This is a genomic window from Bradyrhizobium sediminis, from assembly GCF_018736085.1.
GTDB lineage: Bacteria > Pseudomonadota > Alphaproteobacteria > Rhizobiales > Xanthobacteraceae > Bradyrhizobium > Bradyrhizobium sediminis.
The window spans coordinates 2,935,307-2,962,264 of record NZ_CP076134.1 but is presented as its reverse complement, the minus strand read 5'-3'; the positions used below and the strand labels follow the sequence as shown (position 1 = coordinate 2,962,264).

Annotated in this window: 32 protein-coding genes; 14 read left to right on the top strand and 18 right to left on the bottom strand. The window is 62.8% G+C overall.

The window, feature by feature from the left end; all coding sequences use genetic code 11:
• Position 1 precedes the first annotated feature (1 nt).
• Together KMZ29_RS14370 and KMZ29_RS14365 are read right to left on the bottom strand one after the other, a co-directional pair.
• The gene (locus KMZ29_RS14370) at positions 2 to 577 is read right to left on the bottom strand and encodes a DUF2939 domain-containing protein (RefSeq protein WP_215619884.1); all 576 of its coding nucleotides are present in this window, start codon (positions 575 to 577) and stop codon (positions 2 to 4) included.
• A gap of 267 nt (positions 578 to 844) precedes the next feature.
• A complete protein-coding gene (locus tag KMZ29_RS14365; RefSeq protein WP_215619883.1) occupies positions 845 to 1,222 on the bottom strand; it encodes a DsrE family protein in 378 nt (125 codons plus the stop codon).
• A 141-nt stretch (positions 1,223 to 1,363) separates the two neighbouring features.
• Between KMZ29_RS14365 and KMZ29_RS14360 the strand changes: the two genes are divergently transcribed.
• Positions 1,364 to 1,933: a TetR/AcrR family transcriptional regulator gene (locus KMZ29_RS14360; protein ID WP_215619882.1), complete on the top strand. Its 570-nt coding sequence runs from the start codon at positions 1,364 to 1,366 to the stop codon at positions 1,931 to 1,933.
• Between the two features lie 60 nt (positions 1,934 to 1,993).
• Here the strand turns inward: KMZ29_RS14360 and KMZ29_RS14355 are convergent, their stop codons facing one another.
• Entirely contained in the window at positions 1,994 to 2,251 is a 258-nt protein-coding gene (locus KMZ29_RS14355; RefSeq protein WP_215601903.1) for a hypothetical protein, read from the bottom strand.
• A gap of 121 nt (positions 2,252 to 2,372) precedes the next feature.
• Positions 2,373 to 2,729 (bottom strand): hypothetical protein, encoded by a 357-nt coding sequence (locus tag KMZ29_RS14350; RefSeq protein ID WP_215619881.1) that lies wholly within the window; start codon positions 2,727 to 2,729, stop codon positions 2,373 to 2,375.
• 309 nt (positions 2,730 to 3,038) lie between these two features.
• Between KMZ29_RS14350 and KMZ29_RS14345 the strand changes: the two genes are divergently transcribed.
• The 3 genes from KMZ29_RS14345 (at position 3,039) to KMZ29_RS14335 (ending at position 4,672) form a co-directional block, all read left to right on the top strand.
• A complete protein-coding gene (locus KMZ29_RS14345) occupies positions 3,039 to 3,629 on the top strand; it encodes a formyltransferase family protein (protein WP_215619880.1) in 591 nt (196 codons plus the stop codon).
• A 172-nt stretch (positions 3,630 to 3,801) separates the two neighbouring features.
• Complete coding sequence (locus KMZ29_RS14340) at positions 3,802 to 4,164, top strand: hypothetical protein (RefSeq protein ID WP_215619879.1); 363 nt, start codon at positions 3,802 to 3,804, stop codon at positions 4,162 to 4,164.
• Positions 4,109 to 4,672 (top strand): hypothetical protein, encoded by a 564-nt coding sequence (locus tag KMZ29_RS14335; RefSeq protein ID WP_215601899.1) that lies wholly within the window; start codon positions 4,109 to 4,111, stop codon positions 4,670 to 4,672. Before KMZ29_RS14340 ends, KMZ29_RS14335 begins: the two co-directional genes overlap by 56 nt.
• A gap of 190 nt (positions 4,673 to 4,862) precedes the next feature.
• Here KMZ29_RS14335 and KMZ29_RS14330 read toward each other — a convergent pair whose 3' ends face one another.
• Both KMZ29_RS14330 and KMZ29_RS14325 read right to left on the bottom strand, forming a co-directional pair.
• A complete protein-coding gene (locus KMZ29_RS14330; RefSeq protein WP_215601898.1) occupies positions 4,863 to 5,072 on the bottom strand; it encodes a hypothetical protein in 210 nt (69 codons plus the stop codon).
• Between the two features lie 13 nt (positions 5,073 to 5,085).
• The gene (locus KMZ29_RS14325) at positions 5,086 to 5,484 is read right to left on the bottom strand and encodes a RidA family protein (protein WP_215619878.1); all 399 of its coding nucleotides are present in this window, start codon (positions 5,482 to 5,484) and stop codon (positions 5,086 to 5,088) included.
• 270 nt (positions 5,485 to 5,754) lie between these two features.
• Here KMZ29_RS14325 and KMZ29_RS14320 point away from each other — a divergent pair, with 270 nt between their 5' ends.
• Together KMZ29_RS14320 and KMZ29_RS14315 are read left to right on the top strand one after the other, a co-directional pair.
• On the top strand, positions 5,755 to 6,630 hold the full coding sequence (locus KMZ29_RS14320) for a DMT family transporter (RefSeq protein ID WP_215619877.1): 876 nt from the start codon (positions 5,755 to 5,757) through the stop codon (positions 6,628 to 6,630).
• Positions 6,631 to 6,853: 223 nt separating this feature from the next.
• The gene (locus tag KMZ29_RS14315) at positions 6,854 to 8,278 is read left to right on the top strand and encodes a caspase family protein (protein WP_215601895.1); all 1,425 of its coding nucleotides are present in this window, start codon (positions 6,854 to 6,856) and stop codon (positions 8,276 to 8,278) included.
• A 56-nt stretch (positions 8,279 to 8,334) separates the two neighbouring features.
• Here the strand turns inward: KMZ29_RS14315 and KMZ29_RS14310 are convergent, their stop codons facing one another.
• The 3 genes from KMZ29_RS14310 to cysK are packed head-to-tail and all read right to left on the bottom strand — an operon-like array spanning position 8,335 to position 9,995.
• Positions 8,335 to 8,730 (bottom strand): hypothetical protein, encoded by a 396-nt coding sequence (locus tag KMZ29_RS14310; RefSeq protein WP_249779691.1) that lies wholly within the window; start codon positions 8,728 to 8,730, stop codon positions 8,335 to 8,337.
• A 43-nt stretch (positions 8,731 to 8,773) separates the two neighbouring features.
• Positions 8,774 to 9,013, bottom strand: coding sequence for a BrnA antitoxin family protein (locus KMZ29_RS14305; RefSeq protein WP_215619876.1), 240 nt, complete (start codon positions 9,011 to 9,013; stop codon positions 8,774 to 8,776).
• A gap of 4 nt (positions 9,014 to 9,017) precedes the next feature.
• Positions 9,018 to 9,995: a cysteine synthase A gene (gene cysK / locus KMZ29_RS14300; RefSeq protein WP_215601893.1), complete on the bottom strand. Its 978-nt coding sequence runs from the start codon at positions 9,993 to 9,995 to the stop codon at positions 9,018 to 9,020.
• Between the two features lie 263 nt (positions 9,996 to 10,258).
• On the opposite strand from cysK, the gene KMZ29_RS14295 reads away from it, so the two are divergent.
• Together KMZ29_RS14295 and KMZ29_RS14290 are read left to right on the top strand one after the other, a co-directional pair.
• A complete protein-coding gene (locus KMZ29_RS14295; protein WP_215601892.1) occupies positions 10,259 to 10,474 on the top strand; it encodes a hypothetical protein in 216 nt (71 codons plus the stop codon).
• 91 nt (positions 10,475 to 10,565) lie between these two features.
• A protein-coding gene (locus KMZ29_RS14290) for an IS630 family transposase (protein WP_369810016.1) occupies positions 10,566 to 11,505 on the top strand; the annotation gives its coding sequence in 2 pieces (ribosomal slippage) (positions 10,566 to 10,901 and positions 10,903 to 11,505; 939 coding nt in all).
• A gap of 89 nt (positions 11,506 to 11,594) precedes the next feature.
• On the opposite strand, the gene tgt is transcribed toward KMZ29_RS14290, so the two are convergent.
• Positions 11,595 to 12,728, bottom strand: coding sequence for a tRNA guanosine(34) transglycosylase Tgt (gene tgt / locus KMZ29_RS14285; RefSeq protein WP_215619874.1), 1,134 nt, complete (start codon positions 12,726 to 12,728; stop codon positions 11,595 to 11,597).
• 324 nt (positions 12,729 to 13,052) lie between these two features.
• Here tgt and KMZ29_RS14280 point away from each other — a divergent pair, with 324 nt between their 5' ends.
• The 4 genes from KMZ29_RS14280 to KMZ29_RS14265 all read left to right on the top strand — a co-directional run bounded on the left by KMZ29_RS14280 (position 13,053) and on the right by KMZ29_RS14265 (position 17,580).
• On the top strand, positions 13,053 to 14,090 hold the full coding sequence (locus KMZ29_RS14280; RefSeq protein ID WP_215619873.1) for an aspartate-semialdehyde dehydrogenase: 1,038 nt from the start codon (positions 13,053 to 13,055) through the stop codon (positions 14,088 to 14,090).
• 490 nt (positions 14,091 to 14,580) lie between these two features.
• Positions 14,581 to 14,994: a DUF1127 domain-containing protein gene (locus KMZ29_RS14275; protein ID WP_215619872.1), complete on the top strand. Its 414-nt coding sequence runs from the start codon at positions 14,581 to 14,583 to the stop codon at positions 14,992 to 14,994.
• A gap of 218 nt (positions 14,995 to 15,212) precedes the next feature.
• Positions 15,213 to 16,340, top strand: a complete 1,128-nt coding sequence (locus KMZ29_RS14270) for a hypothetical protein (RefSeq protein WP_215619871.1) — start codon at positions 15,213 to 15,215, stop codon at positions 16,338 to 16,340.
• Positions 16,341 to 16,623: 283 nt separating this feature from the next.
• Positions 16,624 to 17,580, top strand: coding sequence for an N-acetylmuramoyl-L-alanine amidase family protein (locus KMZ29_RS14265; RefSeq protein ID WP_215624268.1), 957 nt, complete (start codon positions 16,624 to 16,626; stop codon positions 17,578 to 17,580).
• Positions 17,581 to 17,601: 21 nt separating this feature from the next.
• On the opposite strand, the gene queA is transcribed toward KMZ29_RS14265, so the two are convergent.
• The 5 genes from queA to coaD form a co-directional block, all read right to left on the bottom strand.
• Positions 17,602 to 18,678 (bottom strand): tRNA preQ1(34) S-adenosylmethionine ribosyltransferase-isomerase QueA, encoded by a 1,077-nt coding sequence (gene queA, locus KMZ29_RS14260; RefSeq protein ID WP_215619870.1) that lies wholly within the window; start codon positions 18,676 to 18,678, stop codon positions 17,602 to 17,604.
• Between the two features lie 136 nt (positions 18,679 to 18,814).
• Complete coding sequence (locus tag KMZ29_RS14255) at positions 18,815 to 19,279, bottom strand: peptidylprolyl isomerase (RefSeq protein ID WP_215611954.1); 465 nt, start codon at positions 19,277 to 19,279, stop codon at positions 18,815 to 18,817.
• Positions 19,255 to 19,698, bottom strand: coding sequence for a UCP034077 family protein (locus KMZ29_RS14250; RefSeq protein WP_215619869.1), 444 nt, complete (start codon positions 19,696 to 19,698; stop codon positions 19,255 to 19,257). The genes KMZ29_RS14255 and KMZ29_RS14250 overlap by 25 nt, the downstream gene beginning before the upstream one ends.
• Before the next feature lie 3 nt (positions 19,699 to 19,701).
• On the bottom strand, positions 19,702 to 20,265 hold the full coding sequence (locus KMZ29_RS14245) for a peptidylprolyl isomerase (RefSeq protein ID WP_215619868.1): 564 nt from the start codon (positions 20,263 to 20,265) through the stop codon (positions 19,702 to 19,704).
• A gap of 26 nt (positions 20,266 to 20,291) precedes the next feature.
• A complete protein-coding gene (gene coaD, locus KMZ29_RS14240; RefSeq protein ID WP_215619867.1) occupies positions 20,292 to 20,789 on the bottom strand; it encodes a pantetheine-phosphate adenylyltransferase in 498 nt (165 codons plus the stop codon).
• A 272-nt stretch (positions 20,790 to 21,061) separates the two neighbouring features.
• Here coaD and KMZ29_RS14235 point away from each other — a divergent pair, with 272 nt between their 5' ends.
• Positions 21,062 to 21,319 (top strand): hypothetical protein, encoded by a 258-nt coding sequence (locus KMZ29_RS14235; RefSeq protein ID WP_215619866.1) that lies wholly within the window; start codon positions 21,062 to 21,064, stop codon positions 21,317 to 21,319.
• A gap of 146 nt (positions 21,320 to 21,465) precedes the next feature.
• Here the strand turns inward: KMZ29_RS14235 and gyrA are convergent, their stop codons facing one another.
• The 3 genes from gyrA to KMZ29_RS14220 all read right to left on the bottom strand — a co-directional run bounded on the left by gyrA (position 21,466) and on the right by KMZ29_RS14220 (position 25,462).
• Positions 21,466 to 24,195, bottom strand: coding sequence for a DNA gyrase subunit A (gene gyrA / locus KMZ29_RS14230; protein ID WP_215619865.1), 2,730 nt, complete (start codon positions 24,193 to 24,195; stop codon positions 21,466 to 21,468).
• 205 nt (positions 24,196 to 24,400) lie between these two features.
• Positions 24,401 to 24,799: a DUF2306 domain-containing protein gene (locus KMZ29_RS14225; RefSeq protein ID WP_215619864.1), complete on the bottom strand. Its 399-nt coding sequence runs from the start codon at positions 24,797 to 24,799 to the stop codon at positions 24,401 to 24,403.
• 168 nt (positions 24,800 to 24,967) lie between these two features.
• A complete protein-coding gene (locus tag KMZ29_RS14220; protein ID WP_215601875.1) occupies positions 24,968 to 25,462 on the bottom strand; it encodes a single-stranded DNA-binding protein in 495 nt (164 codons plus the stop codon).
• Between the two features lie 482 nt (positions 25,463 to 25,944).
• Here KMZ29_RS14220 and KMZ29_RS14215 point away from each other — a divergent pair, with 482 nt between their 5' ends.
• Complete coding sequence (locus tag KMZ29_RS14215) at positions 25,945 to 26,685, top strand: outer membrane protein (protein ID WP_215619863.1); 741 nt, start codon at positions 25,945 to 25,947, stop codon at positions 26,683 to 26,685.
• Positions 26,686 to 26,958 lie beyond the last annotated feature (273 nt).

The window sequence follows — 26,958 nt, the reverse complement described above, 5'->3', positions numbered from 1 at the left end:
CCTATCTCACTGGCAGCGTCGCCGCGAGCGTTTGGGCGGCTCTTGCGGGCAGCTGGATTCCGGAGAGCTGCCATCCGGCGCCGTTGAAATGAAGGCTGATTCCGCCGGCATCTTCGGCGTCTCCGAGTCGGATGGAGAACTCGACCGGCTTCACCAGCGAGATCCTGCGGATGACGTGGCCGAGGTCCGACAGCTCGATCGATTTCAGCGGTTCAAGCGATATGTCCGTGACCCCGTCGACACCTCTGACTTTGCCATCTTGCAGTAACGAGGCCAGATTTTCCTTGGTCAGCATTTTTCCGACGAGAGCATCGGCAATCGACGCGCCATAGGTATGGGCCACCATTCGCTCCAGGGGCCTGACGGGCCGCTTTTCGCCCAGTCGCTTCAAGTACGCGCCGACGATCTGATCGACCAGCGAACGCTTTGTTCGCTCCAGGTCGGTTCGGGCCATGACTTCGTCGATATCGGCCGCGCGTGCGGCTTTGACTAACCTGTCCAACGAGACGAAGGCCGAGCCCGCATACACCAGCAGCAGCACGAGCAGCGCTGCGAATACCGCGACGATCCAGCGCATGGGAAACTCCTGACATCGAAGTTTCCTAAGTAGTCATCCGTCCGCGACATGCGATGCTCGGCCGCCGGTACAGATGGTCGCAGGCCATCTCTGCCCAGCGCATTTTGGGGCTCGGTCGCGTTCGATCGCGGTAGTCGGACTTCGTGAAATGCCGCGCGCGACGGCGCCGTCGCATTCGCCGGAATGATGGGGACCGGCGGGTAATTTCACTTCTTGTGGGAAGTGGGTGCCGCATCCTGCTGCGGCACCTCTGGCCGTGACGAGGGCTCAGAACGTCAGGACACGGTAGCCCGCGTCGAGATATTTGGAGACGTCGACGATGCCGGATGTGCCGGGGATGGCCTTCTCATCGATCAGCGACAGCCCCGCCGCCCGGACGCCGTCGGTGGCGCCGAAGACATCGGCGCAGCCACGACAGGCACCGACCACCGTATCCTTCACGGCATCGTAGAGCGCATGGGCGGGGTGGTCGAGCTTGACGACCTCGCTCACCCAGCGCACCCCTGCCCCCTGGAAGATGAGCGCGACCTCCTGCTTCTTCTCCTGAAGTTCGTAGGCGACGAACATCCCATTGAAGAGGCGGCCCAACGCCTCGTCGGAGCCGGCCTTGGGGTCCGAATAGATGAAGATAGCTGTTTTCGACATGCGGGGAGTTCCTGTTGATGGATTGCACGTTTACCGAACGTTCGGTATAATATAATTGGCAACAGAGAGGCGCCCTGTCAAGTTCCATTTTAACGATCGTTCGGTTACAATGATTTGAAACGAAGCGGAGCGATCACCCCGATGGGACGCAAGGTAGCGGTCGAAGACGCGGAATTGATGGACCGGCTAGGCCGGGTGTTTCGCGATGTCGGTTATGAAGGTGCGTCGCTGACCATGCTGGCGGAGGCGTCGGGTCTGAAGAAGGCGAGCCTCTACCATCGCTTTCCCGGAGGCAAGGAGCAGATGGCCCGCCAAGTGCTGGAGACCGCGGGAGCCTGGCTCGACAAGCACATCCTGTCGCCGCTCAAGGGCGGTGGCGCGCCGAAAGACCGCATCGACGACATGGTCCGCCAACTCGACGCCTTCTATTCCGGCGGCAAGCAGGCCTGTCTGCTCAACATGCTGTCATCGGCGCGCATTCACGACGGGCCATTCACCGACCTGATCCGGCAGACCTTCGATGCCTGGATCGAAGCGCTCACCGCTGTTCTGACCGATGCCGGCGTGAACAGGACGATTGCGCGAAAACGCGCCGAACGCGGCGTGATGATGCTTCAGGGCAGTCTGGTTTTCTCACGCGGCGTGGGCACGACGCGACCATTCCGCAGCTTTCTCAAATCCCTCCCCGGCGACCTCCTGGGTACGGCGTGAGGAGACCGCACGGTCCGATGCTGCGGCAAAGACGTTGCGGACTTACGGCGAAATCGGTCTTCACCCCTGCCCGTCCTCCAACCCGTACTCCCGATAGATCGTCAGCGGATCGCGGTCGGGAAATAATCTGCATTTCGCCTGCGCCAGATGCAGGTTCACGCTGCCGGGCTGGCAACCGGCGGCCAACAGCTTCTTCACATCTTCCATGTGGGCGCGCGGCTGGTTGACTGGCGGCAGCTGTTCCAGCGCGACCAACGCCGTGGCCAAGGCTTCCGTGACAACCCATTCGTCGTGTCCGGTAATTCCCTTTTTCGGCATATGGACGGCCTCGCTTCAAGGTGCAGATCGGTTTTGATCGCGGCTCTGCGGCTGAATTGCGGAGCACGTGCCTCAGCGGCCGACCGCGCCGGCCTCGTTGCTCACGGACTCGGCTCGGCGGCTACCGCTTTTCGAACGGAATATATTGCTGGTACTCCTTCGGCACCTGGCTTCGATAGCGCGAGGGAACGGTGCCTTCTTGGACCGACCTGTCGATCTCCTGCTGCCTGGTTTCCTTCTTCGCGGCCTTTTTCTTGGTCTTGGCCGGTTCGGTCGTCGTCGTTTCCTTTGAGGTTGATGCCGGCGGTGTCGTTGTTGCGGCAGGCGCCGGTGTCGTCGTTGCGGCAGGCGGTGTTGTTGTTGCGACCGCCGGCGCTGTTGTCGTCGCCCCCGTACCGGATGAGGTCTGGGCCAGCACCACACTTGCCGGCAAGGACGCGAAAGCAATCACTGTTGCGACAAGGAAAACTTTTTGCATGGAAAAAAACTCCAACATTGGCCCGGCCCGCAATGCAGTTAGCGTAATCCCCCGGCGTTGCGCCGTGCAAGGCGGCTTCGAATGATGTTTTTGTGAGGAGTTGGGCTCTCGCTCGACCCGCATTGGGTTCGATTTCCGCCCAGGGCCGCCTGCCGGCGGCCTTTTGCTCGGCGCTCACCGCCAATCGCAGCAATCCGTCGGGATTCCCCCGCCCTGTTGATAACCCGACCGCCCCGGCGCGGGCGGGGTGACAGTGGGCTGCGACGTGTTATCGACGGGACGCCTTTGCCCAGGACGGAACAGAACACCATGCGGATTACCCTCGTCGGCTCCCGCCATTTCGGCGTCACGACCCTGAACATGCTGCGCCAGCACGGCGTCGATATCGTCCGGGTGGTGGTCGCCGACGCCGAGGACCGGCTTGCCGCCGCCGCCAAGGCTGCCGGGATCGAGGTCACCGTGCAGGCCGATCCCAGGCTCGTGGTCGCTTCGGAAATCGCGGCGGGTACCGACCTGATCGTGACCGCGCACAGCCACGCCCGCATCGGCGAGGATGCGCTGGCAGCGGCCAGGTTCGGCGGCATCGGCTACCACCCCTCATTGCTGCCCCGGCACCGCGGCATCGCCGCGGTCGAATGGACCATCAAGGAGGGCGATCCGATCGCCGGCGGCACCGTCTACCATCTCGCCGACCGCATGGACGCCGGCGCGATCGCCGCGCAGGAATGGTGCTTCGTCAAAAAGGGCGAAACGGCGCGCGAATTGTGGGAACGCGCCCTGGCGCCGCTCGGCCAGAAGCTCTTGGGCGAGGTCATCGACTACGCCAAGGCCCACCACGCCCTGCCGGCCAAACCGCAGGACGAGCAGTTCGCGACCAACGCCCCGAATCTTCCGAAGTAATATTTTACCGGCAACGGTGGCCGTCCGGAACAAATTCCGCTCCCGCGGCGGAATAAATCCGTCCATTAACCATCTGCTTTATATGGTGTTTTTATCGCTGTCGCGATGCAGCAAATTTTGAACACATTGTACCTGAATATGCCGCCTCATCACACACACAGGGATTTGATTTATGCGCCACAATCGCATTCGCGCCGCTTTTTTTGCTTCCGCCTTCGCCGCTGCAGGCGCCCTCGCCGCCGCTCCGGCCATGGCCGCCGACCACTCATATGACGGGCTCTGGAACGTCACGGTCGTGACCAAGAGCGGCAGCTGCGAGCCGAGCACCAGTTCGACCCTGACCGTGTCGGACGGCAAGGTCTCTGCCGGTGGCGCGCCCGTTTCCGGAACCGTCGGCCGCGAGGGACTTGTGCGAGTCTCGATCAATGGTGCATATGCGAACGGTCAGCTCAACGGCAAAACCGGATCGGGGAAGTGGAATGGGGCATCCGCGGGTGTACCATGCAGCGGTCGCTGGGAAGCGTCGCGGCAGTAAGCCGAACCCAACAACGGAATTCTTCGCGCTCACGCGACGGCTGACATTCGCAGCCGTCGCGTTTTTCTTGGTGGCTGCGTCCGGCTCCGCCAGCCACGCGCAATCGGGGCCTTTCGCCGGGATGGCCGGCAACTGGTCCGGCAGCGGCACCATCACGCTGGACGACGGATCGACCGAGCGTATCAGATGCCGCGCCAGCTACGCCGTCGGCGCCGGCGGCAACGGTCTCAACCAGTCCCTGACCTGCGCCAGCGACAGCTACAAATTCAATCTCGCCAGCAACGTCATGGCCCGGGCCGGAGCGCTGTCCGGGACATGGAGCGAAAGCATTCGCAATGTCAGCGGCAACCTCGAAGGCCGTGGCGGCGGCGGCCACTTTCAGGTCATGGCCAGCGGCCCCGGATTCACCGCGAGCATTGCGTTGACGACGCGCGGCAACAGACAATCCGTCGTGATCCGCTCCCAGGGCGCTTTCCGGGTGACATCGATTTCGCTGTCCCGCAAATAGCGTTGCCGCGCAGCGATCGGCCCAGCCAGAGCCATTTCCACCTCAGATGCTCCATCCTTCGAGACGCATCGCGGAGCCTGTCATCGGGCGCGCATTCGCGCGACCCGTTGGCGATGCTCCTCAGGATGAGGTCTCAGTCCCTCATGGTGAGGAGCGCGTCTTCGCGCGTCTCGAACCATGAGGCCCAGCTCTAGCTGGTCTTGCTGCTTTTGGGCACCACCAGCCGGGCGGCGGTTTCCTTCATGGTCTTTGCGATCAGCAGGGCCTGTTCCTTGTTCATCGCGAAATCCTGAACGCCCTTATGCGTGGTCAGCGAAAGCACCATGATATCGGGCTGCTGCTCGGGCCAACCGGTGGCGAAGGCCGTCACATAGTCTGCGGATGTGGATCGCTTTGTCATCGGTAGATTTCCTTCAAACCTTCGGTACGAATGCGGTGACTTCGATCTCGACCTTGGCGCGCGCGTCGACCAGACCTGAGATGTAGAGCAGCGTCGAGGGCGGGAAGTTTCGCCCGAGTGTCTCCTTCCAGGCCGCGCCGATTCCCGCTCCCGCAGCCTGGTATTCCTCGCGGCTGGTCAGGTACCAGGTCAGGCGGACGATATGCTCGGGTCCCGCGCTGGCCTCGCCGAGCAGCTTGACGATGCGTCGCAATGCCATGCCGACCTGTGCGGCCATGTCGGGCGCATAGTCACCCTTCTCGTCGCCGCCGGTCTGGCCGGCCAGCACGATCCATCGGCCCGGACCATCGACGGCGACGCCGTGCGAAAAGCCGCGTGGCTTCGACCATTCGGCCGGTTGCAAGGTGAGCATGAAGAATTCTCCCGGATTGCATCGTCATTCCGGGATGGTCCGAAGGACCAGACCCGGAATCTCGAGATTCCGGATTCGCTCGTTTCACTCGCGCTCCGGAATGACGAGCATCCTTAGCACCGTTTGTGCGGGCTCTCCCACCCCAGATTTCGGCGCCGCGCATCACTGCATCGGCATATTTGCGCGTTGCATATTCGCCCGGGGTCGCCGATACCGGCCTGCCCTCACCGCTTCTACGCACCGCGCGGGATGCCCGGCAATCACTCAACGATGGACCGAACACCCTCCATACCAAGGGCCGCGCTGTGGATGGCCGGATGGCTCGCCCTGATGCTGATCGTGGCGGTGGCCGGCCGCGAGACGACGCGCGAATTGAACGTGTTCCAGATCATGGAGGTGCGCTCGATCCTCGGCTTCCTGATGCTGTACCCGCTGATCCGCCGCGCCGGCGGCTTTGCGGTCATGAAGACATCGCGACCGCTGCAGCATGTCGCGCGCAATCTCATTCACTACGGCGCGCAGCTCGGCTGGTTCTTCGCGCTGACGCTGATTCCGCTCGGTCAGGTGGTATCGATCGAATTCACCATGCCGATCTGGACCGCGATTCTCGCCGCGGCTTTCCTCGGCGAGCGCATGACGGTGTGGAAGGTGGCGGCGATCGTGCTCGGGATCGTCGGCGTCATCGTCATCGTGCGGCCCTCGACCGGCGAGATCAATCCGGGCCAGTTGATCGCGCTCGCCGCGGCGGTCGGATTCGGCATCTCCATCGCCATGGTCAAGTCGCTGACCCGCACCGAAAATACCCTCGCCATCATCTTCTGGATGCTGGCGGTGCAGTCGGCGGCCGGATTCTTCCCGTCGATCTATGTCTGGATATGGCCGTCGGCCTGGGCCTGGGGCTGGATCGTCGTGATTGCATTCTGCGGCACGTTTTCCCATTACTGCATGGCGCGCGCGATGCTGCACGCCGATGCGACGGTCGTGATCCCGATGGATTTCCTGCGGGTGCCGCTTTCCGCCGCCGCCGGCTGGCTGATCTATTCGGAGCGGCTCGACATGTTCACCGTGCTCGGCGCCTCGCTGATCCTCGCCGGCAATCTGTTGAACCTGAAAGCGCCAACATCGGTTGCCGCGCGCGCAACCTGAGCGGTTCATCGCCGACCGGCGTTTTTTCGGACCGCTGCGCCGGATTGTGATCTAGATCACGCAAGCACGGACGCCGGCTTGCTACCGTTGATTCTGCCGGGGACGGCCGTCGCCAAAAATTGGGCAAGGGCTCCATTTTTTGTGGCACGAAGTGTGGTCTTTTCGTGTAAACTTGCATGGCGCGTCGCTGCCTGAGACGCCCGATTCCACTAGGGGATTTTAGATGCGCTACCTCACCCTATTTCTCTCCCTGATTTGCATGGTATTTGCCGCCCAGTCGGCCAAGGCCGACCGGCGTGTCGCCTTTGTCGTCGGCAACGGCGTCTACAAGAATGTTCAGCCGCTGCCGAACCCCGCGATCGACGCCAAGTCGATGGCGAGCGTGCTTCGCAATGTCGGCTTCGAGGTTGTCGAAGGCACCAATCTGACCCGCGACAAGATGACCGAGCGGCTGCTCGAGTTCGGCAAGAAGGCGCAAGGCGCCGACGTCGCGGTATTCTTCTATGCCGGCCACGGCATCGCCATCAGCGGCACCAACTATCTGCTGCCGATCGACGCTGACATCAAATCGGAAATGGACGTCAAGCTCGGCGCCGCGATCAATATCGACCTGACGCTCGAACAGACCATGGGCGACGCCAAGGTCAAGCTGGTGTTCCTCGACGCCTGCCGCGACAACCCGTTCGCCGCCAAGATCAAGTCGAATGCCGCGACCCGCAGCGTCAACGTGCAGACCGGCCTTGCGGAAATGAAATCCGGCGAAGGCACGCTGATCGCATTCGCAACCGGCCCCGGGCAAACCGCGCTCGACGGCAAGGAAGGCACCAACAGCCCGTTCACGCGGGCGCTGATCGCCAACATCACGACGCCCGGCGTCGAGATCCAGCAGGCGATGACCAAGGTCCGCGCCCAGGTCAACGAGGAAACCAACAAGGGCCAACTGCCCTGGGGACACACCAACCTGATCGGCGCGGTCTATTTGAACGGGGCTGCGGCGCCGGCGGCCACGGCCGCGGGACCGTCGGCGCCGGCCGCTGTTGCCTCCTCCGGCAATTCGGACGTCGAGGTCGAATTCTGGCGCTCGGTGCGGGAATCGAACAAGCCCGAAGAGCTCAACGCCTACCTGAGCAGCTATCCGAACGGTCAATTCAGGTCGCTGGCGCTGGCGCGGATCGCCTCGCTCAAGGATAGCTCGTCGACGGCGACCCGCAATCTCACTGCCGGCATCGATCCTGCAACGTTCAAGGACGAAGCCAATCAGACCACCGAAGACCAGATCGGCCTCGACAAGGGCCAGCGCCGCGACGTGCAGCGCCGGCTGAACGGTCTCGGCTTCGACACCAAGGTGTCCGGCAAGTTCGACGAATCGACCCGCGCGGTGATCACGCGCTGGCAGGCTGCCCGCGGCTATCCCAAGAGCGGCTACCTCAACAGGCTGCAGCACAAGGCGCTGCTGACGGAAATCGTCGCGGCGGTGCCGACCGCTTCCAGCGACGCCGATGAAAAGCCGGTCCGCCGCGCGCCGCAGCAGCGGAGCAGCAACAGTGGGGGCAGCGCCCCCGCCCCGCAGCGTAGCGGCGGCGATCCCGGTGCGGCCTTCGTCGGCGGCGTGGTCGGCGGCATGGTGGGCGGCATGTTCCGTCGCTGATCGTCCACCAAGGCCAGGACATCAACCAGCAAGAAGCCCGGCTCGCGCCGGGCTTTTTAGTTCACGGCTCGAGGCAATCTCGTGCACTCGGCGTGTCCTTCCCGCAGCTTCACCATCTTGTCGCCGCCAGACGTCAGCCGACACATCTCCACTTCCTTGCCGGCCGGAACCGGCTTGGCGCAGGTGATCTGCGGATTGTTGTTGTATTTCGTCGTCTGGAACCTGCAGGTCACGAAACAGGAGGCGTCGCCGGCGAGCGAATTCGTCAGCGTGATGCTGGCGACGTCGTCACCCGGCAAGATCACGCAAGAGAACGGCACCGATTCCGCCAGCGCCGGCGCCGCCAGCAGGCCGAGCCACAGCAGGCCAACGGCGAGGCCAAGTGCGAGGCCAAGTTTTTTACCAAGTCCGACTAGCGGAAACAGTTGTCGGTCGGCCGGGCGCTGACGCATGGTCGCCTTATGAGCAGGCTTCGCGGCAAAGCACTGTAACGGCCTATTTGCCCGCGGCCTTCCGCAAGGCGTCATTGATGCGATCCTGCCAGCCCGGTCCGCCCTCCTGGAAGTGCTCGAGCACGTCCTGATCGATCCGCAGCGACACCAGTTCCTTCACCCCCGGAAGTGCGGCCTTCTTCGGCGGCGCTTCCGGAACCCTGGTCGTGGTCTTCTTGAATGCCGCCTCTGCCTCGGTGCGTGCGTCGCTCAGGGTTCGCGGCCGTCTCGGTTGATCTGCCATGGCGCTAGATCCCCTCGAACAGCGCCGTCGACAGATAGCGCTCGGAGAATGACGGCACGATCGCAAGAATGGTCTTGCCCGCGTTCTCCGGCCGCTTGGCGATTTGCAGCGCGGCTGCGATCGCCGCGCCGGAGGAAATGCCGCCGGGAATGCCCTCGTTGCGCGCCAGCGCGCGCGAGGTTTCGATCGCGGTCGCGCTGTTGATCTTGACGATCTCGTCGATCACGGAGCGGTCGAGGATGTCGGGAATGAATCCGGCGCCGATGCCCTGGATCTTGTGCGGGGTGTGCTGTCCGCCCGACAGCACCGGACTTTCCTCCGGCTCTACCGCGACCACCCGCAAGCCGGGCTTGCGCGGCTTCAGCACCTGCCCGACGCCGGTGATGGTGCCGCCGGTGCCGACGCCGGCGACAAAAAAGTCGATATTGCCGCCGGTGTCGTTCCAGATTTCCTCCGCCGTGGTGCGGCGGTGAATCTCGGGGTTGGCGAGGTTCTTGAATTGCTGCGGCATCACTGCGTTCGGCGTCGTGCGCACCAGTTCTTCGGCGGTCGCAATCGAGCCCTTCATGCCCTGGGCGGCCGGCGTCAGCACGATCTCGGCGCCGAGGAATGCCAGCATCTTGCGGCGTTCGATCGACATCGATTCCGGCATCACCAGCTTCAGCCGGTAGCCGCGCGAAGCGGCGACGAAGGCGAGCGCGATCCCGGTATTGCCCGACGTCGGCTCGATCAGCACGGTGTCGGCATTGATCAGGCCGGCCTTTTCCATCGCGATGACCATCGCCGCCCCGATGCGGTCCTTCACACTGGCCGCCGGGTTGAAATATTCCAGCTTGGCGAGGATGGTGGCGTGCGCGCCATGGGCTTGCGGCAGTTTGCGCAGACGGACGATCGGCGTGTCGCCGACCGCATCGACGATCGAGTCGAAAACACGGCCCCGGCCGGGACGGTGCACTGCACTCGTGGCTGACGAGGCGTCCATGGCAAACTCCTGTGCAAGCAATGTGCGTGAAGATAGAAGCTGTTCCCTCATTAGGGTGAGCTTGAGGCGGTGTGCAAGCCGGAATCGGCTGCGCCAGAGTTTCGCTGCATTGCAAAACGGAAGCGCGGCCAAATAGCTTAAAACCACCGCATTTCTGTTGCGACATCGTCAAACAGATCGGTATATGCTAAAGTTTAACATTTGAGAGTGCAGCAAGCTAATTTCAGAGCGCAACAAGAGGTCCAGATCGCAAGGAGGTCACGATGCCAGCAGTCGCTGAATTCCTGTCGACCGTCGCGTCCAACCCCGCCCCGCGCGGGTGTGACCTGCCGACCTGCCCTGTCTGCGCCGATTCCATGGTGGCCGCTGAGGCTTCCGCCTACCTGTCGGACAACGTCATCAGCTATCTCTGGACCTGCGACACCTGCGGCTATGGCTTCGTCACCAGGCACACGCTCAAGCGGTTTGCCTGCAACTAAAGCGGGATGGGGTTAGGTTGAATCGATTTGGGATTCCCAAATCAGCGTGTTTCTGATTCACCATGCAGGCTGGGTTAGGAGGCCAGCATGTATGGGCAAGCCTTACTCTCTGGATTTGCGCAAGCGTGTCGTGACGGCAATTGAGGGAGGGATGTCCCGCAATCAGGCCGCCAAGCGGTTTGGGGTCGCGATCAGCACGGCCATCGGCTGGATGCAGCGGGTCGAGGAGACCGGCAGCGTTGAGCCTGGCCAGATGGGTGGCCACAAGCCGAAAGCAATTTCGGGAGACCACGCGGTCTGGCTGTCGCAGCGGCTCAGGGACAGTGATTTCACCATACGCGGGCTCGTTGCCGAACTCGCCGGACGCGGCCTGAAGGTCGACTACCACTCGGTGTGGGACTTCGTGCATGCCGAGAAGCTCAGCTTCAAAAAAAAGCGTGGTGGCTGGCGAGCGCGATCGTCCCGACGTGGCGCGGCGGCGGTCCCAGTGGACAAAGTATCAAGGTCGCGTCGAAGCTGAGCGGCTGGTCTTCATCGACGAGACCTGGACCCGGACCGATATGGCTCCCTTGCGGGGATGGGCACTGCGCGGGCGCAGACTGCCCGCCAAGGTTCCCCACGGGCGCTGGAAGACCATGACCTTCCTGGCGGCCCTGCGCCATGACCGGATCGATGCGCCATGGTTCATCGAGGGACCGATCGATGGCGAGAGCTTTCGGACCTATGTCGAAAAGGCTCTCCTGCCGACCCTGCGGCCCGGCGACATCGTCGTCATGGACAATCTCGGCAGCCACAAAAGCAAGAGCGTGCGTCAGCTCATCCGTTCTGCCGGTGCCAAGCTGTTCTTTCTGCCCAAATACTCACCCGACCTGAACCCGATCGAACAGGTCTTTGCCAAGCTCAAACATCTGCTCCGAAAGGCCGCCGCGCGAACCGTCGATGCGGTCTGCGCCGTAATCGGTCAGTTGCTCAACGCCTTCACACCCCAAGAATGCGCCAACTACCTCAAAAATTCAGGCTATCGAACCTAATGCCATCACGCTTTAGGCTTTGGTTTGACGCGTTTTCTTGGCGCGAACCGGGTCCCACCTCGCTCGAAAACCATACATGCGCTCGCCTTTCAGCGCGGCGCGATGTCGCCGCGCGCCCAATCGGCGCGGGTGCGCTGACGGAATTCCTCGAACGTTCCCTTTGCGATCGCGTCCCTGATGTCCTGCATCAGGCGCTGGTAGTAGGCGACGTTGATTTCCGACAGCAGCATTGCGCCCAGGGTTTCGCCCGACTTCACGAGATGATGCAAATAGGCGCGCGCGCAATCGCGTGTCGACGGCCACTCGCTTTCCGCATCCAGCGGCCGCGGATCGTCGGCGTGGCGGGCGTTGCGGAGATTGACCTGGCCGAACCGCGTGAACGCCACGCCGTGGCGGCCGTTGCGGGTCGGCATCACGCAGTCGAACATGTCGATGCCGCGCGCGACCGCCTCCAGAATGTCTTCGGGGGTGCCGACGCCCATCAGATAGCGCGGGCGTCCCTCGGGCAGGATCGGCGCGACCTCCTCGATCATGGCAAGCATCACCGCCTGCGGCTCGCCGACCGCGAGGCCGCCGATCGCATAGCCGTGGAAGCCGATCTCAACCAGGCCGCGAGCGCTGGCGTGACGGAGTTCGGGCACATCGCCGCCCTGCGCGATGCCGAACAGCATGTAGCCGGGGGCGGCACTTTCGAAGGCGCGCTTGCTGCGCTCGGCCCAGCGCAGCGACAGCTGCATGGCGCGCTCGATGTCGGCGCGTTCGGCCGGCAGCCGCACGCATTCGTCCATCTGCATGGCGATATCGGAGCCGAGCAGCCGCTGTACCTCGATCGAGCGTTCCGGCGACAATTCGACCTTGGCGCCATCGAGATGCGAGCGAAAGGTGACGGCGTTTTCCGTGACCTTGCGCAGCTCGGACAGCGACATCACCTGGAAGCCGCCGGAATCGGTCAGCATGGGGCCATTCCAGCCGGTGAAGCGCTGCAGGCCGCCGAGCGCGGCGATGCGCTCGGCGCCCGGCCGCAGCATCAGGTGATAGGTGTTGCCGAGCACGATGTCGGCGCCGGCGTCACGCACCTCGCGCCAATGGATTCCCTTCATGGCGCCGGCAGTGCCGACCGGCATGAACGCCGGCGTCCGCACCATGCCGTGCGGCGTCGTCAGCCTGCCGGTGCGCGCGGCGCCGTCGGTGGCGAGGAGATCGAAGTGATTGGGAAGGCTCATGAGTCAGCTTATGGCGCGACAGGGACGCCCTGTTCAACCTCGTTGCATCAGATTTTCCGTCCGAAAGGCGTTGACGCCGTCAGAAATCTCCCGCATAAGCCCGCGCCATGACGACCACCACCAAACGCACCGCGAAAACCACCAAGCCCCGCCGGGCTTCGGGAGACGTGCGCGCGTAGGTACACCACCGCATCATCTTGAACCGAAGCCCCGCCTGAAAAGGACCGGGGCTTTTTTATTGCCTGGAGCATGATCCGGAAACGTGGGCACCGGTTTTCCCTGCGACAAACGCGAAGCGTTTGCGCGGAGGGCATGCTCAAATAAATGGAGATACCCGTGAAGAACGATCCCGTTGTTGCCATTGCCGGCGTGACCGGCGCCGTCGGCGCCGAATTCATCGCCACCATGAACAAGCGCGCATTTCCGGTTCGCAGGCTGAAGGCGCTGGCGAGCGCCCGCTCGGCCGGCAAGACCGTCGATTTCCGCGGGCAGAAAATCCTGATCGAGGAACTCAACGAACGCTCCTTCGACGGCGTCGACATCGCGCTGTTCTCGGCCGGCGGCGGCATTTCCAGGAAGTTCGCGCCGATCGCGGTCAAGGCCGGCGCCGTCGTGGTCGACAATTCGTCGGCGTTCCGGATGGATCCGGACGTGCCGCTGGTGATCCCCGAGATCAACGCTATCAGGATCCGCGATCACAAGGGCATCATCGCCAATCCGAACTGCTCGGCGATTACCGCGCTGGTGCCGCTGTGGCCGATCCACAGGGCGAACCGCATCAAGCGCGTGATCCTGTCGACCTATCAGGCGGCCAGCGGGGCCGGTGCGGCAGCCATGGAGGAACTGCTGGAATCGACCCGCGCCAGCCTCGACGGGCGGCCCTTTACGCCCAAGGTGATCCCGCATCCCTACGCCTTCAACGTGTTCAGCCACAACACGGCTGTTGATCCCGAGACCGGCTACAACGACGAAGAGACCAAGGTCATCAAGGAGACGCGAAAGATTTTCGAAGACGACCGCATTGCCATCGGCGTGACCTGCGTGCGGGTGCCGGTGCTGCGCGCGCATTGCGAGGCGATCACCTTCGAATGCGAACGGCCGATTTCGGAGGACGAGGTGCGAGCGATCCTGGCGAAGGCGCCGGGTGTGAGGATCGTGGACGACCGGCAGAAAAACTACTTCCCGATGCCGATCGATGCGTCGGGTCAGGACGACGTCCTGGTCGGCCGCATCCGCAAGGATCTCAGCGACCCCTCGGGCCATTCGATCTCGATGTTCGTGTCTGCAGACCAGCTGCTGAAGGGCGCCGCGCTGAATGCGGTTCAGATCGCGGAACTGCTGCCGCAGCGCGTGACGGCGTGAGGTGAAGGCGCCCTTTTGGAGCGTGAGCTCCAAAATCCATGGCGTTGACGGATGTCCGTTTTGCTGAGCATTGCGGACTCTCGTCGGGCACGGCGAGAGGTCCGCTTAGTGCCGATTCCGGACCTGCCCGACGTTCCATTCCCTCCAAAGACGCAGAAGCGATAAAGAAAGCTCGAAGGAACTGCCTCGCCAGATCCTCTGACCATATGGCCCGAGGGAGACTTCGAGTCAGCTCAGGAGAACTCGCCTCGAGGATGCGGGCAACGCCAGGCACATCCCTTGATCTTGCGCGATGTCCGTGGTATCTGCGTCTCATGATTAGATCAGTGCGCATCGTCAACCGTAAACACACGTCCCGCGTTTGCTGGGCCGTGGAAGGAGTCGTGCGCTAGGAATTCGACGACGCGATCTTTTCATCAGGCCCCGCCGGCATCGGACGGGGCCTTTTGTTTGGCCACGCTCCCTGCCGGCGCAACAGCAGGAGCATCCGATGCCACCCCAACAGACGAACCTCACATCCGAGACCGGGCGCGATGCCGCAGGGCTCGGCCTCGACCTCTCCATCGCGTTGGTGAAAGACGCGAGGGGCGAAGCTTTGGCAGCGGCGCGCCCCGATGCCTCCATCCTAGCGCTGAGAGACGTCTTGTCGGAAAAGGATGCTGCTGGACCACCGGCCGCATCGACGCGGAGCGTCTTGAGCTTGCTCAAGGGGTATTGGCGTGCGTTTCAGGAGCGGCGCCAACGCCAGAGGTTGCGAGCCAGCTTGCACGACCTGAGTGACAGGGAGCTGATGGACATCGGCGTGACGCGTGCTGAGATCGACAGGATCGCCGCTCACCGAGCTATCGATAGGCTCAGAGATGGCACGACGCATCTATGGATACTGTCCCGTGGTGTGATGTAACTGATGGCAAGTCACCGCCAATTCTACACAAAGCAGTCCATGGGGCGGATCAGCGAAGCGTGATCCGCCACTCGCCGGCAGCGCGCCCGTCACCTGCGGTTCGTGCCCAATGGCGGACATTGCACCGGAGTTGGGGCTTTGGTCTCGCCAAGCGGCGCGTTCGTTGTTTACGATCCGATGAGTCGTATCCGGTGAAACACAGGCATTGCGAGATTGCCATGGGGACAAGAAGTCATACCGCTGCGCCCGCGGCAGCTCTCGCGCTCGGACTCTTCTTCATGCCGGCGGTTTCCATCGCCGTCGGCAATCTCGGCTTGATGTCCCCTGCCATGGGGCAGCCAGGCACACTCACAAAGAAACAATCGGATGCGCTCGATACCTACGACAACGCCCTAAGAAACTTCGAGTCGATCCTGGGCCAGCGGCGCGCGCAGATCAACGCGAAACAAGGGCTGCCGAACTTGCCGGGACAAGCACTCTATCTTGCACGCAACGGCATGATGAGCGCCTACAAAGACCTCACCGACGTGCTTCCGTCCAGGATCGGACGGCCAAATAAATTCGGAATCCCTCCGGCGTACTTTGACGCCGCAAGTGAGGCGCTGATCGACGAGTACAGGAAACTTTTCGACCACATGGAAGCGCCGCCGGCCAACGCGCAAAAATCAGATACGCCATTCGGGGATGTTGTCGATCTGGCAATTGCCATTGCGCGAGCCAAGGGCCTCGATGCGGCGAATGCCGAAGCGGCAGGCCGTATCAGCCTGGGGCTGTTCTTTGCCGAGACGAATGGCAATCAGAACGTGGGGAATGCGCGCTCGAACAAATACAAGGGAAGTTTTCAAACCGGCCCATCCGAAGATCAAAATGGCCGAAGGAAGTGGGCAGCAATAAAGAAATCGATCGCAGCCCTTGATCCCGCACTGAGCATTCGTGACGACAAGGAAGAGGCAAGGGTCGGCAATCTGGACCATCGATTCAACCACTGGACCGCCGTGCGAGACGGCCTCATGAACGCACACGCGGATATTTTCCCGCAAGTAACGGCGATCGTGAAAACGCTGCCAGGCCCGATCGATCAAATGAAGCTCTTTGAACTCATCCAGATTATTCCAACCCCGACCAGGTCCGCACTGAGGTCAGGCGACCTGCTCAACTATAGAATTTCCGACCCGACAATCATGGGATATCTGCGAAACAACAGCATCTTCGCCTTCGGACGAGCCGACCGGGCACGAACATCTGCAACCTTCCGCGAAATTCTTGAGGCGATGTGGCTCTTCAACGCCAAATTTGAACGCGCGCTTTCCACATTCGACGAGATCAGAACGCAGTCAAAGGGTTGAAGTCGGCCGACGGCAATCCGACAGGGGCGAAAAATGCGCGCTCGGCAGCAATGATATCTATTTGCTCTTGAAGAGGTTTTGTTGACCCCCGGCCAAATCCGGCGCGCAATGGTTTTTCAGGCATTCATGGTTCATAATTTCTGCTAGAATTCGTACGCCACGCTGTCATGAGGCGCGAACAGATCATCGCTCCGGGGGAAAGCTGGGATTGCTGTCGCTAGCGAGAAAATTCGCCGGGTCAGGCTTTGGCGTCCGGCCCCGCCGCCGCACCATTATTGCCGCGATGGCCGCATTGGTGCTTTTGCCGATCGAGGTCAGCGATGCCGGCTGGCTGTCGGATGTCTTCAAAAGCTCGGCTAAGCCCGGCAAATCGCCCAAGCATCATTCCTCGCCAAAGCACGCCACCTCGCCAAAGCGAGCGACCTTGGCGAAGCGAGCCGCCCTGGCGAAACCTGCCGCCTCGTCAAAGCCCCGCAATGTAAGGCTTGCCGCCCTGGGGCCGGTCACCTTGAATCCTTCCGCTTTGAGACCGGCCGCATCGACATGCAATCCATCGAAATTCCGGATCGTTCTGGATGTCGGACATACCGCCGAATCGGAAGGCGCGATGAGCGCCCGCAACGTCTCCGAGTTCGTCTTCAATCTGCGCCTCGCGCAGCGGATCGAGCAGAAATTGAAGGCCGAAGGCTTTGCCGAGACCATGTTGCTGCTGACCGAGGGCAAGGCCAGGCGCAGCCTGGTCAAGCGCGTCGCCGCGGCCAACGATTTGCAAGCGAATCTCTTCCTGTCGATCCACCACGATTCCGTGCCCAACAAATTCCTCGAGGAATGGGAGTTCGAGGGCAAGAAAAGCCGTTTCAGCGACCGCTTCAGCGGCTATTCCGTCTTCGTCTCCCGCGGAAATCCGGACTTCAAGACGAGCCTCTCCTTCGCCGAACTGCTCGGCAAGGAAATGAAGGCCCGGGGCCTGCAATATGCCGAGCAATACAGCCAGGCCATCATGGGCCGGCACCGGCGCCCGCTGCTGAACAAGGAAACCGGCGTCTACAGCTACGATGAGCTCGTCGTGCTGCGAACGACCCGGATGCCTGCCGTCCTTTTGGAGGCGGGCTCGATCATCAATCGGGACGAAGAGCTCAAGATGGACTCGCCTGAACGCCGGGACATCATCAGCAGCGGCGTCACGGCGGCCGTGAGGGAGTTCTGCGATCCTCGATGGGCCATCCTCGGTGCGCTCTGAGCCAACACGCTAGCGCCCTGGCTAGTCACGCGCGCGAAACAGCAGGCAGGCGTCGCCGTAGGAGTAGAAGCGATAGCCGCTTTTGATGGCGTGGGCGTAGGCGTGCTTCATGGTGTCGAGGCCCGAGAAGGCCGACACCAGCATGAACAGCGTCGAGCGCGGCAGGTGAAAATTGGTCAGGAGAATATCGACCGCGCGAAACCGGTAGCCCGGGGTGATGAAGATCGCGGTTTCGCCCGAGAACGGCAGGATCGTGCCGTCTTCAGCGGCAGCGCTTTCCAGCAGCCGCAGCGAGGTGGTGCCGACCGCGACGATGCGGCCGCCATCGACGCGAGCCGCATTCAATGCCTCGGCGGTATCCCGCGACACCGAGCCCCATTCGGAGTGCATCTTGTGCCCGGCGGTGTCCTCGACCTTGACCGGCAGGAAGGTCCCTGCCCCGACATGCAGGGTGACGCGGTGGATCCCGACACCGCGCTCGCGCAAGCCTGCCTGCAGCGCGGCGGTAAAATGCAGCCCTGCCGTAGGGGCCGCGACCGCGCCCTCATTGACCGCGAACATGGTCTGGTAGTCGGCGGCGTCGCGCTCGTCGGGCGCGCGCCTGGAGGCGATATAGGGCGGCAGCGGCGGGCTGCCGAGATCTGATATCGCCTGGTCGAGCGCTGGCCCGTGGAAGGAGAAGGAAAGCGTGACCTCGCCCTCCTCGCCCTTGGCCTCGACCTCGGCGTCGAGATGGCCGAGCAGGCAGACCTTGCCCTCATTGCCGAAGCGGATGATATCGCCCGGCGCCAGCTTCCTGGCCGGCTTGACCAGCGCCTGCCAGCGCGAGCCGTCGAGGCGCTTGATCAGCGTCGCCTCGATCTTCGGTTCGGTATCGCGGCCGATGCGGCGGCCCCTGAGTTGGGCCGCTATCACCCTGGTGTCGTTGACGACCAGCTGATCGCCCGGCTCGAGCCAGTGCGGAAGATCCGCGACGATGCGGTCGCGCAACACGCCGTCGGGCTGCACCACCAGCATCCGTGCGGAATCGCGCGGGCTTGCCGGCCGCAGCGCGATGCTGTCGGCGGGAAGTTCGAAATCGAAGAGATCGGTGCGCATGGCGCAATGCGCTCCAGCATGCCTCGGAACGTCATTCCGGGGCGCGCGTTAGCGCGAACCCGGAATCTCGAGATTCTCAGATGTGCAATAGCACATCGTAGTTCATGCTTCGCATGCCCCGGAATGACGGCTTATATTACGCCGCGTCGAGCGCCATGCGCGCCTTGACGATCTTGTCCGGATTCTGCACCGGCTCGCCGCGCTTGATTTTGTCGACGTTCTCCATGCCTGACGTCACCTTGCCCCAGACCGTGTACTGGCCGTTGAGGAACGAGGCATCGTCGAAGCAGATGAAGAACTGGCTGTCGCCGGAATCCGGGCTGGCGGCGCGCGCCATCGAGGTGGTGCCGCGCACATGCGGCTCCTTGTTGAATTCCGCCTTGAGCTTCTTGCCGGAACCGCCGGTGCCGGTGCCCTGCGGACACCCGGTCTGCGCCATGAAGCCCTCGATCACGCGATGGAACACGATGCCGTCGTAAAAGCCCTCACGTACCAGCTCCTTGATCCGGGCGACGTGGCCGGGTGCAAGATCGGGGCGCATTTCGATGGTGACGGGCCCCTGGGTGGTTTCGAGGATCAAAGTATTTTCGGTATCAGCCATGCTCTCTGCTCTGCGGGTTTGAGTGGGGTTTTCTTACGGTATCTGAAGGGAACCGCGAAGGGCCGGCCGGCGACGGCGCCGCCCAGTCCTTCGGTAAATGGCAATGGCGTGCAGCGTTGCAACGCCTCCATGACGGCGATGCGGTACGCCAAACGGTCATGGTCGGTGGCGCCTGCCGATTCATAGGTAATCCTGGGGTGACCGAGGATGGCGCCCTCGCGGTTGAAGCTGACGATCACCGTGATGTCGATCGGATTGGCGCGCGAGGCCGGCGGCGGCTTCCAGCAGGAATGCAGTCTGGCAAACACGTCCCTGATGGTGTCGAGCCGCTCTGGCCGGCCTTGCGCCGGGGCGGTCGACAGCGGCACCAGCAGCAGCGCGGCAAACCGGAGGAGCGGCTTGCTGCGCGGCGGCGCCATGGTTCACTTGATGTCGGATGCGACCTGCACCTTCACCATCTTGTCGGGGTCGGTGACCGCGCCGCTGCTCGAGCCCGGCGGCGCTTTCTTGAGCTTGTCGACCACATCCATGCCCGACACCACTTCGCCGATCACGGTGTACTGGCCGTTGAGGCTCGAGCCCGTCGCAAACATGATGAAGAATTGCGAATTCGCGGTATCGACGTTGTCGCCGCGGCGCGCCATGCCGACGATGCCGCGTGTGAACGGCACCTTGGAAAACTCCTGTTTCAGGTTGGGGTATTTCGAACCGCCGGTGCCGTTGAAATTCTGGCCGTCGCCGGTCTGCGCCATGAACCCATCCATCACACGATGGAACGGCACGTTGTTGTAATAGCCTTCGCGCGCGAGCTGCTTGATCCGCTCGGCATGCTGCGGAGCGAGGTCGGTGCGCAGCTTGATGACGATGCGGCCCTTGGTGGTATCGATGACAACGGCATTTGCCTTGTCGAGATTGGCGGGCAGCGGTTGCGCGATCGCGGGGGCCGCAAGGATCAGCGCGGCGAGCAGGCCAAGAATTCGGATCATGAAAACTCCGGATCAGAGAAAGCGGGTCAGGTAGCGAATTTGGTCTTGAGGCCGGCCGCGACCCCTGGCGGCACGAACGCCGAGACGTCGCCGCCCATGGCTGCGATTTGGCGCACCAGTGTGGCGGTGATCGGGCGGACCGCCACCGAGGCCGGAACGAACACCGTCTGCACCCCGGGCGCCATGGTCTCGTTCATGCCCGCGATCTGCATCTCGTAATCGAGGTCGGTGCCGTCGCGCAGGCCCCGAATCATGATCGCCGCCCCGGTTTTCTGCGCCGCCGTGATGGTGAGGTTGTCATAGGTGGTGCAGTCGAACGCGCAGCCGGCCTTTCGGGCCACCGGCTCGAATACCGCACGGACCATTTCCAGGCGCTCTTCGGTCGAAAACAGCGGCTTTTTGCCGGGATGGACGCCGATCGCGACGATCAGGCGGTCGCACAGCCCGACGGCGTGGCTAACCACGTCCAGGTGGCCATTGGTAACGGGGTCGAATGTGCCGGGATACAGTGCAATGCGGGGCATAAACCCCGTCTACCCCGCCCCGGGCGACCGGGCAAGCCGGGCGGTTCCCCGTCCGGCGCGGGTTTACTTCAGGTCAGCCACCCAAATCACTCCCGCCATCGCGGCGTCTCCTGCGCGGGCCGGCAATGTTTCGTCCCCGGACCGGCCACGAAACAAAACTCCGGCCGGACGAAACCATTTTCGTCAGCCGTGAAGACGTCCGGAAACCGGCTCTGGCTATCCATTAACCAACGAAACGGCGGGCCAAAAAGGCCCAATGACAGGGGACCGTCATGATCAAGGCATTTTCAGCCATTGCTATCGCTGCGCTCATTGCCGCCGGACTGACCGTTCTGCCCGGCTTCGCCCCGCGGGTCGAAGCCAGCGTGCCGCAAGCCCTCGCCAAGGGCGACCGCCTCGACATCCGCCCGGTCGGCACCAGCTGCTCGCAGCAGGCCTGGCCAAATTTCGAAGCTTCCTGCCTGCGCGTCGCCGGCAAGAAGACCGCGATCCGGGAAGCCCGCCTGGTCACCGCCGACCGCACGCCATAACGGCGGCCGCATCTATTCCAGATTGCTCTGGTTTGAAGTCCCCGGGATGCCCCCCGGGGACTTCATCGATTCTTGGCGAGGCGAATGGCGAGTAGCGAATAGCGAATTAGAATGCCACTCGCTATTCGCTACTCGCCATTCGCCCCTCACTCGCCACCCGCGTTTCCATTACCGTTCTCGGCGTCCTCGCCGATGTGCTCGACGGACACCACATGCTCGTCCTCGGCAGTGTCGAACACGATGACGCCCTGGGTCGAGCGGCCCGCGATGCGGATGCCCTCGACCGGGCATCGGATCAGCTGGCCCTTGTCAGTCACCAGCATGATCTGGTCGCCATCCTCGACCGGGAACGAGGCCACCAGCTTGCCGTTGCGGTTATTGACCGACATCGCGACGATGCCTTTGCCGCCGCGGCCGGTGGTCCGGTATTCGTAGGACGAGGTGCGCTTGCCGTATCCATTGACGGAAACCGTGAGCACCACCTGCTCCTGCGCCGACATCTCGACATAACGCTCGGAACTGAGCTGAATGGCGCCCGAGGTTTCCTCGGTGTCGGTTTCCGCACCCTCTTCGGCCGCGGCTTCGCCCGCCACCGCGCGGCGCATTTTCAGATAGGCCGATCGCTCATCCGACGTCGCCTCGACATGCCTGAGGATCGAGAGCGAAATCAGCTTGTCGCCCTTGGACAGCGCGATGCCGCGAACGCCCATCGAGGTGCGGCCGGAAAACACCCGCACATCGGTGACGGGAAAGCGGATGCACTGGCCGCCGGCGGCGGTGAGCAGCACGTCGTCGTGCTCGGTGCAGATCTGCACGTCGACGATCGCCTCGTCGTCGTCCAGTTTCATGGCGATGATGCCGGAACGGCGCACGTCGACAAAATCCGACAGCTTGTTGCGCCGGACATTGCCGCCGGTGGTCGCGAACATCACGTCGAGATTGCCCCAGGAGGATTCATCCTCGGGCAACGGCATGATGGTGGTGATGCGCTCGCCCTGCTCCAGCGGCAGGATGTTGATCATCGCCTTGCCGCGCGCATTCGGCGCCGCCATCGGCAGCCGCCAGACCTTTTCCTTGTAGACCTGTCCGCGCGACGAGAAGAACAGCACCGGCGTATGGGTCGAGGCCACGAACAGCCGGCTGACGAAATCCTCGTCGCGGGTCTGCATGCCCGCGCGGCCCTTGCCGCCGCGGCGCTGGGCGCGATAGGCCGACAGCGGCACGCGCTTGACGTAGCCGGCGTGCGAGACCGTGACCACCATGTCCTCGCGCTGGATCAGGTCCTCGTCCTCGACCTCGCCTTCCTGCTCGATGATGACGGTTTTGCGCGGGGTCGCGAATTCCGACTTCACGTCGGCCAGTTCGGTCTTGATGATGGCCTGGACCCGGGCGCGCGAACGCAGGATCTCGAGGTAATCGGCAATCTCCACCGCCAGCTTGTCCAGCTCTTCGGAGATTTCCTCGCGGCCGAGCGCGGTGAGCCGCTGCAGCCGCAGGTCGAGAATGGCCTTGGCCTGCTCCATCGATAACCGCGCGGTGCCGTCGGCGTTGAGCCGGTGGCGCGGATCGTCGATCAGCGTAATCATCGCCGCGACGTCCTTGGCCGCCCAGTCGCGCGACATCAGGGTGTCGCGCGCGGTGTTGGGATCGGGCGAGGTCCGGATGACGCGGATGATCTCGTCGATATTGGCCACCGCGATCGCAAGGCCGACCAGGATATGGGCGCGGTCGCGGGCCTTGTTGAGCAGGAACTTGGTGCGGCGCGTGACGACCTGTTCGCGGAAGGCGATGAACAGCGTCAGCAGGTCCTTCAGGTTCATCAACAGCGGGCGGCCGGCGTCGAGCGCCACCATGTTGGCGCCGAAATTGGTCTGCAGCGGCGTGAAGCGATAGAGCTGGTTCAGCACCACGTCGGGCATCGCATCGCGCTTCAACTCGACGACGACGCGGAAACCGTCGCGGTCGGATTCGTCGCGCAGGTCCGAGATGCCCTCGATCTTCTTCTCGCGCACCAGTTCGGCGATGCGCTCGACCATGGTGGCCTTGTTCACCTGGTAGGGAATTTCCGAGATAATGATCGCTTCGCGGTCCTTGCGGATGGTGTCGATCGAGACCTTGCCGCGCATCACGATCGAGCCGCGGCCGAGGTGATAGGCGGAGCGGATGCCCTGGCGACCGAGGATGATGCCGCCGGTCGGGAAATCCGGACCCGGAACGATGTTGATGAGTTCGTCGATGGTGAGCGCGGGATTTTCGATCAGCGCCACGCAGGCGTCGATCACTTCGCCGAGATTGTGCGGCGGGATATTGGTCGCCATGCCGACGGCGATGCCGCCGGCGCCGTTGACCAGGAGGTTCGGGAACTTGGCCGGCAGTACCGACGGTTCCTTCTCCGAATTGTCGTAGTTGGCCTGATAATCGACGGTGTCCTTGTCAATGTCGTCGAGCAGCGACTGCGCGATCTTGGTGAGGCGGGATTCGGTGTACCGCATCGCGGCGGCCATATCGCCGTCCACCGAGCCGAAATTGCCCTGGCCGTCGATCAGGGGCACGCGCATGGAGAATTCCTGCGCCATGCGTACCAGCGCGTCGTAGACCGACTGGTCGCCGTGCGGATGGTATTTACCGATGACGTCGCCGACGGTGCGCGCCGACTTGCGATACGGCTTGTTCCATTCGAAGCCGTTCTCGTACATCGCGAAGAGAATGCGGCGATGCACCGGCTTCAGGCCATCGCGCGCATCGGGCAGCGCACGCGCCACGATCACGCTCATGGCGTAATCGAGATAGGAGCGCTTCATCTCGTCGAGGATGGATACGGGACGAATATCCGAGGGCGCCGGCGGCTCGCCGGGCGTATCTTCAGGGTCAGACAAAGGGGGAATCCGGTCAGTTTTGGCTTCGAATCATATAGCAGTTCGAACGCCTTCGAACCACCCCCTAACTGGTTCAAGCGAGCGGTTTTTCCCTTTGTTTTTTCATGGACTTACGGGGCCATTGGCGCTGGATGCCGACGCCGCGAAACCAGCCCATCGAGCCGGCGGAAAAAGCCTGGCCCCGACAGGCTTTTGCCGGGGCTCTCTAGGAGCCGAACAGGACGTCGTGCATGATCCGTCCCGGCACCAGCGTGAACAACCCCGCGAGTAGTAGCGCACCGGCGAAGAGCGATATCATCGCGGTCTTGTGGGCGTGCACGCGGTGTGCGCGGGCCGCCAGCACGGCCATCACCAGCGTGATGGGCGTCAACACCGACAGCAGGTGAATCGGGCTCCACGGTCCCCACATCTTGATCCCGTGGATCAGAAACGAGGATCCGCTGATCACCAGCATCAGCACCACCCAGACCCACCCCAGCGTCCGGTGCGGCAGCGTGCCTTTGGGCGCGGCCAACTGGACCGCGCCGAGGGCAAAGGCCGCCATCGCGGCAAAGGCGTGTAGCTGGATTTCGGGAGCGGCATTCAACAGCGGCGCGAGCGACATTTGAAACCCCCAGGGGCCAGACCCCCAAGGATCGGCAGGAAGGAAGATTGATGTGAGGAGTATTTACATCTATCTTTCCAATGTCAAGATCAATCGCCGCGCGGTTCCGCCCTCTCCGCGCCGCCGGGCGAAGGCCGCCTGCAGGCGGCCCTCTCCGAGCCTGAGCCATCAGAACGGAATATCGTCGTCCATGTCGCTGTTGCGCGCGCCGGCCGCCGCAACGGCACGCCGGGGTGCGGCGCTCGAGGGCCCGCTGGAGCCGAAATCGCTGCCGGAATCATCGGAGCCGAAATTGCCGCCCCCGCCGCCGCTGCGGCCATCGAGCATGGTCAGGTTCGAATTGAAGCCCTGCAGCACCACCTCGGTGGAGTACTTCTCGACGCCGCTCTGGTCGGTCCATTTGCGCGTCTGCAGCTGCCCCTCGATGTAAACCTTGGCGCCCTTCTTCAGATATTGCTCGGCGACCTTGCAAAGGCCTTCGTTGAAAATCACCACCCGATGCCACTCGGTCTTTTCCTTGCGCTCGCCGGTGGCCTTGTCGCGCCAGCTCTCGGAAGTCGCCACGCTCAGATTGGCGATCGGCCGCCCGTCCTGGGTCCGCCGGATTTCCGGATCCTTGCCGAGGTTTCCGACCAGAATCACCTTGTTCACGCTTCCCGCCATCGCCGCTCTCCACTCTTCGAATTTACTGGCAAAACCACCAGCCCCGCCTGATCCGGACGCCGGCTGAGCCGCCGCCACGCCTTCGAGACCTCTCGGGACCACATTGGGACGACCCTATACGCTCACCGGTCCCGCGAGCCCGGCGATCCCCGGTTATCCACATATAGCATTCCCGGATCCCATGTTCCAGTTTTGTTCCACGCTTCGTATGTTTGCAGAGCAGAGGTGGCGATACTCTAGCAACGCCGTCACGGCCGGTAGCGATCGCTGGTTCCCTCGGGTTCCCCGCCGGCTCCGGAATTCGGTAAACAAATCACTAACTTGCCACAATTCACTTCGCTGGCGGGTGTTGCATTTGGGAGACGGCTTTTTGCGCTGAATCGGGTATACGTATCCGGGAACTCAGATCGCTTGGGCGTTCGCACCGAAAATTAAAAACCGCTTCGGGACCAAAGGAAGCGGACAAAACCGGAGAGACTACGATGAAGAAGATTTTGCTAGGTACTGTTGGTTTGGTCGCGCTGAGCCTGTCGGCTCCGGCTTCGGCCGCCGATCTCGCTGCCCGCCCCTACGCCAAGGCCCCCCCGATGATCGCCGCAGTCTATGACTGGAGCGGCTTCTACATCGGCATCAACGGCGGCTGGGGATCGAGCCACAAGTGCTGGGATCTCATCGGCCCTCCGGTCTTGGCTGAGGGTTGCCATGACGCAACCGGCGGCACCGTCGGCGGACAGATCGGCTATCGCTGGCAGGCTGGTTCGTGGGTGTTCGGCCTGGAAGGACAGGGCAACTGGGCTGACTTCAGCGGCTCCAACACCAACCTAACCAACGTGCTTCTCCGGGACACGTCGAAGATCGATGCGTTCGGTCTACTCACCGGTCAGGTCGGCTATGCTTGGAATAACGCCCTGCTCTACGTCAAGGGCGGCGCCGCGGTTGTCGGCGACAAGTACAACACCACCGTAATTGCGACCGGTGCGCTTAACGACAGCGCCAAGGAAACCCGCTGGGGGGCCGTGGTTGGCGCCGGTCTCGAATTCGGCTTCGCGCCGAATTGGTCGGTGGGTGTCGAATACAACCACATGTTCCTGGGTGATCGGGACATCAGCTTCAACACTCCTGCAGGGGTTTTGAATGCAACCTCGAATATCAGTCAGGATGTCGATCTCGTCACCGCCCGCATCAACTACCGTTGGGGTGGCCCGGTCGTCGCGAAGTACTGATCTCTCGACCTCTTCTCGATTGAGCTACGAAAGGCCGGCCTCGCGCCGGCCTTTTTGTTGGCGGGACGCTGCCAGCTGCTGCCATTGCAGCTAGCCTTTTCTGCTGGACGCGCTTTCTTCACGCGAGCCGGTCTCCACCCCGCATCAGGTGCGGGGCAGGCTCTCGCTTGAAAGCGCTCTTTCGCAAAACTATCCGTTGATGGCTGGCACGGAACACTGGAAATCGCCGCGCGTTCTTCCTATGTTCCGAACTCACCCATTGGCGTCCGATCC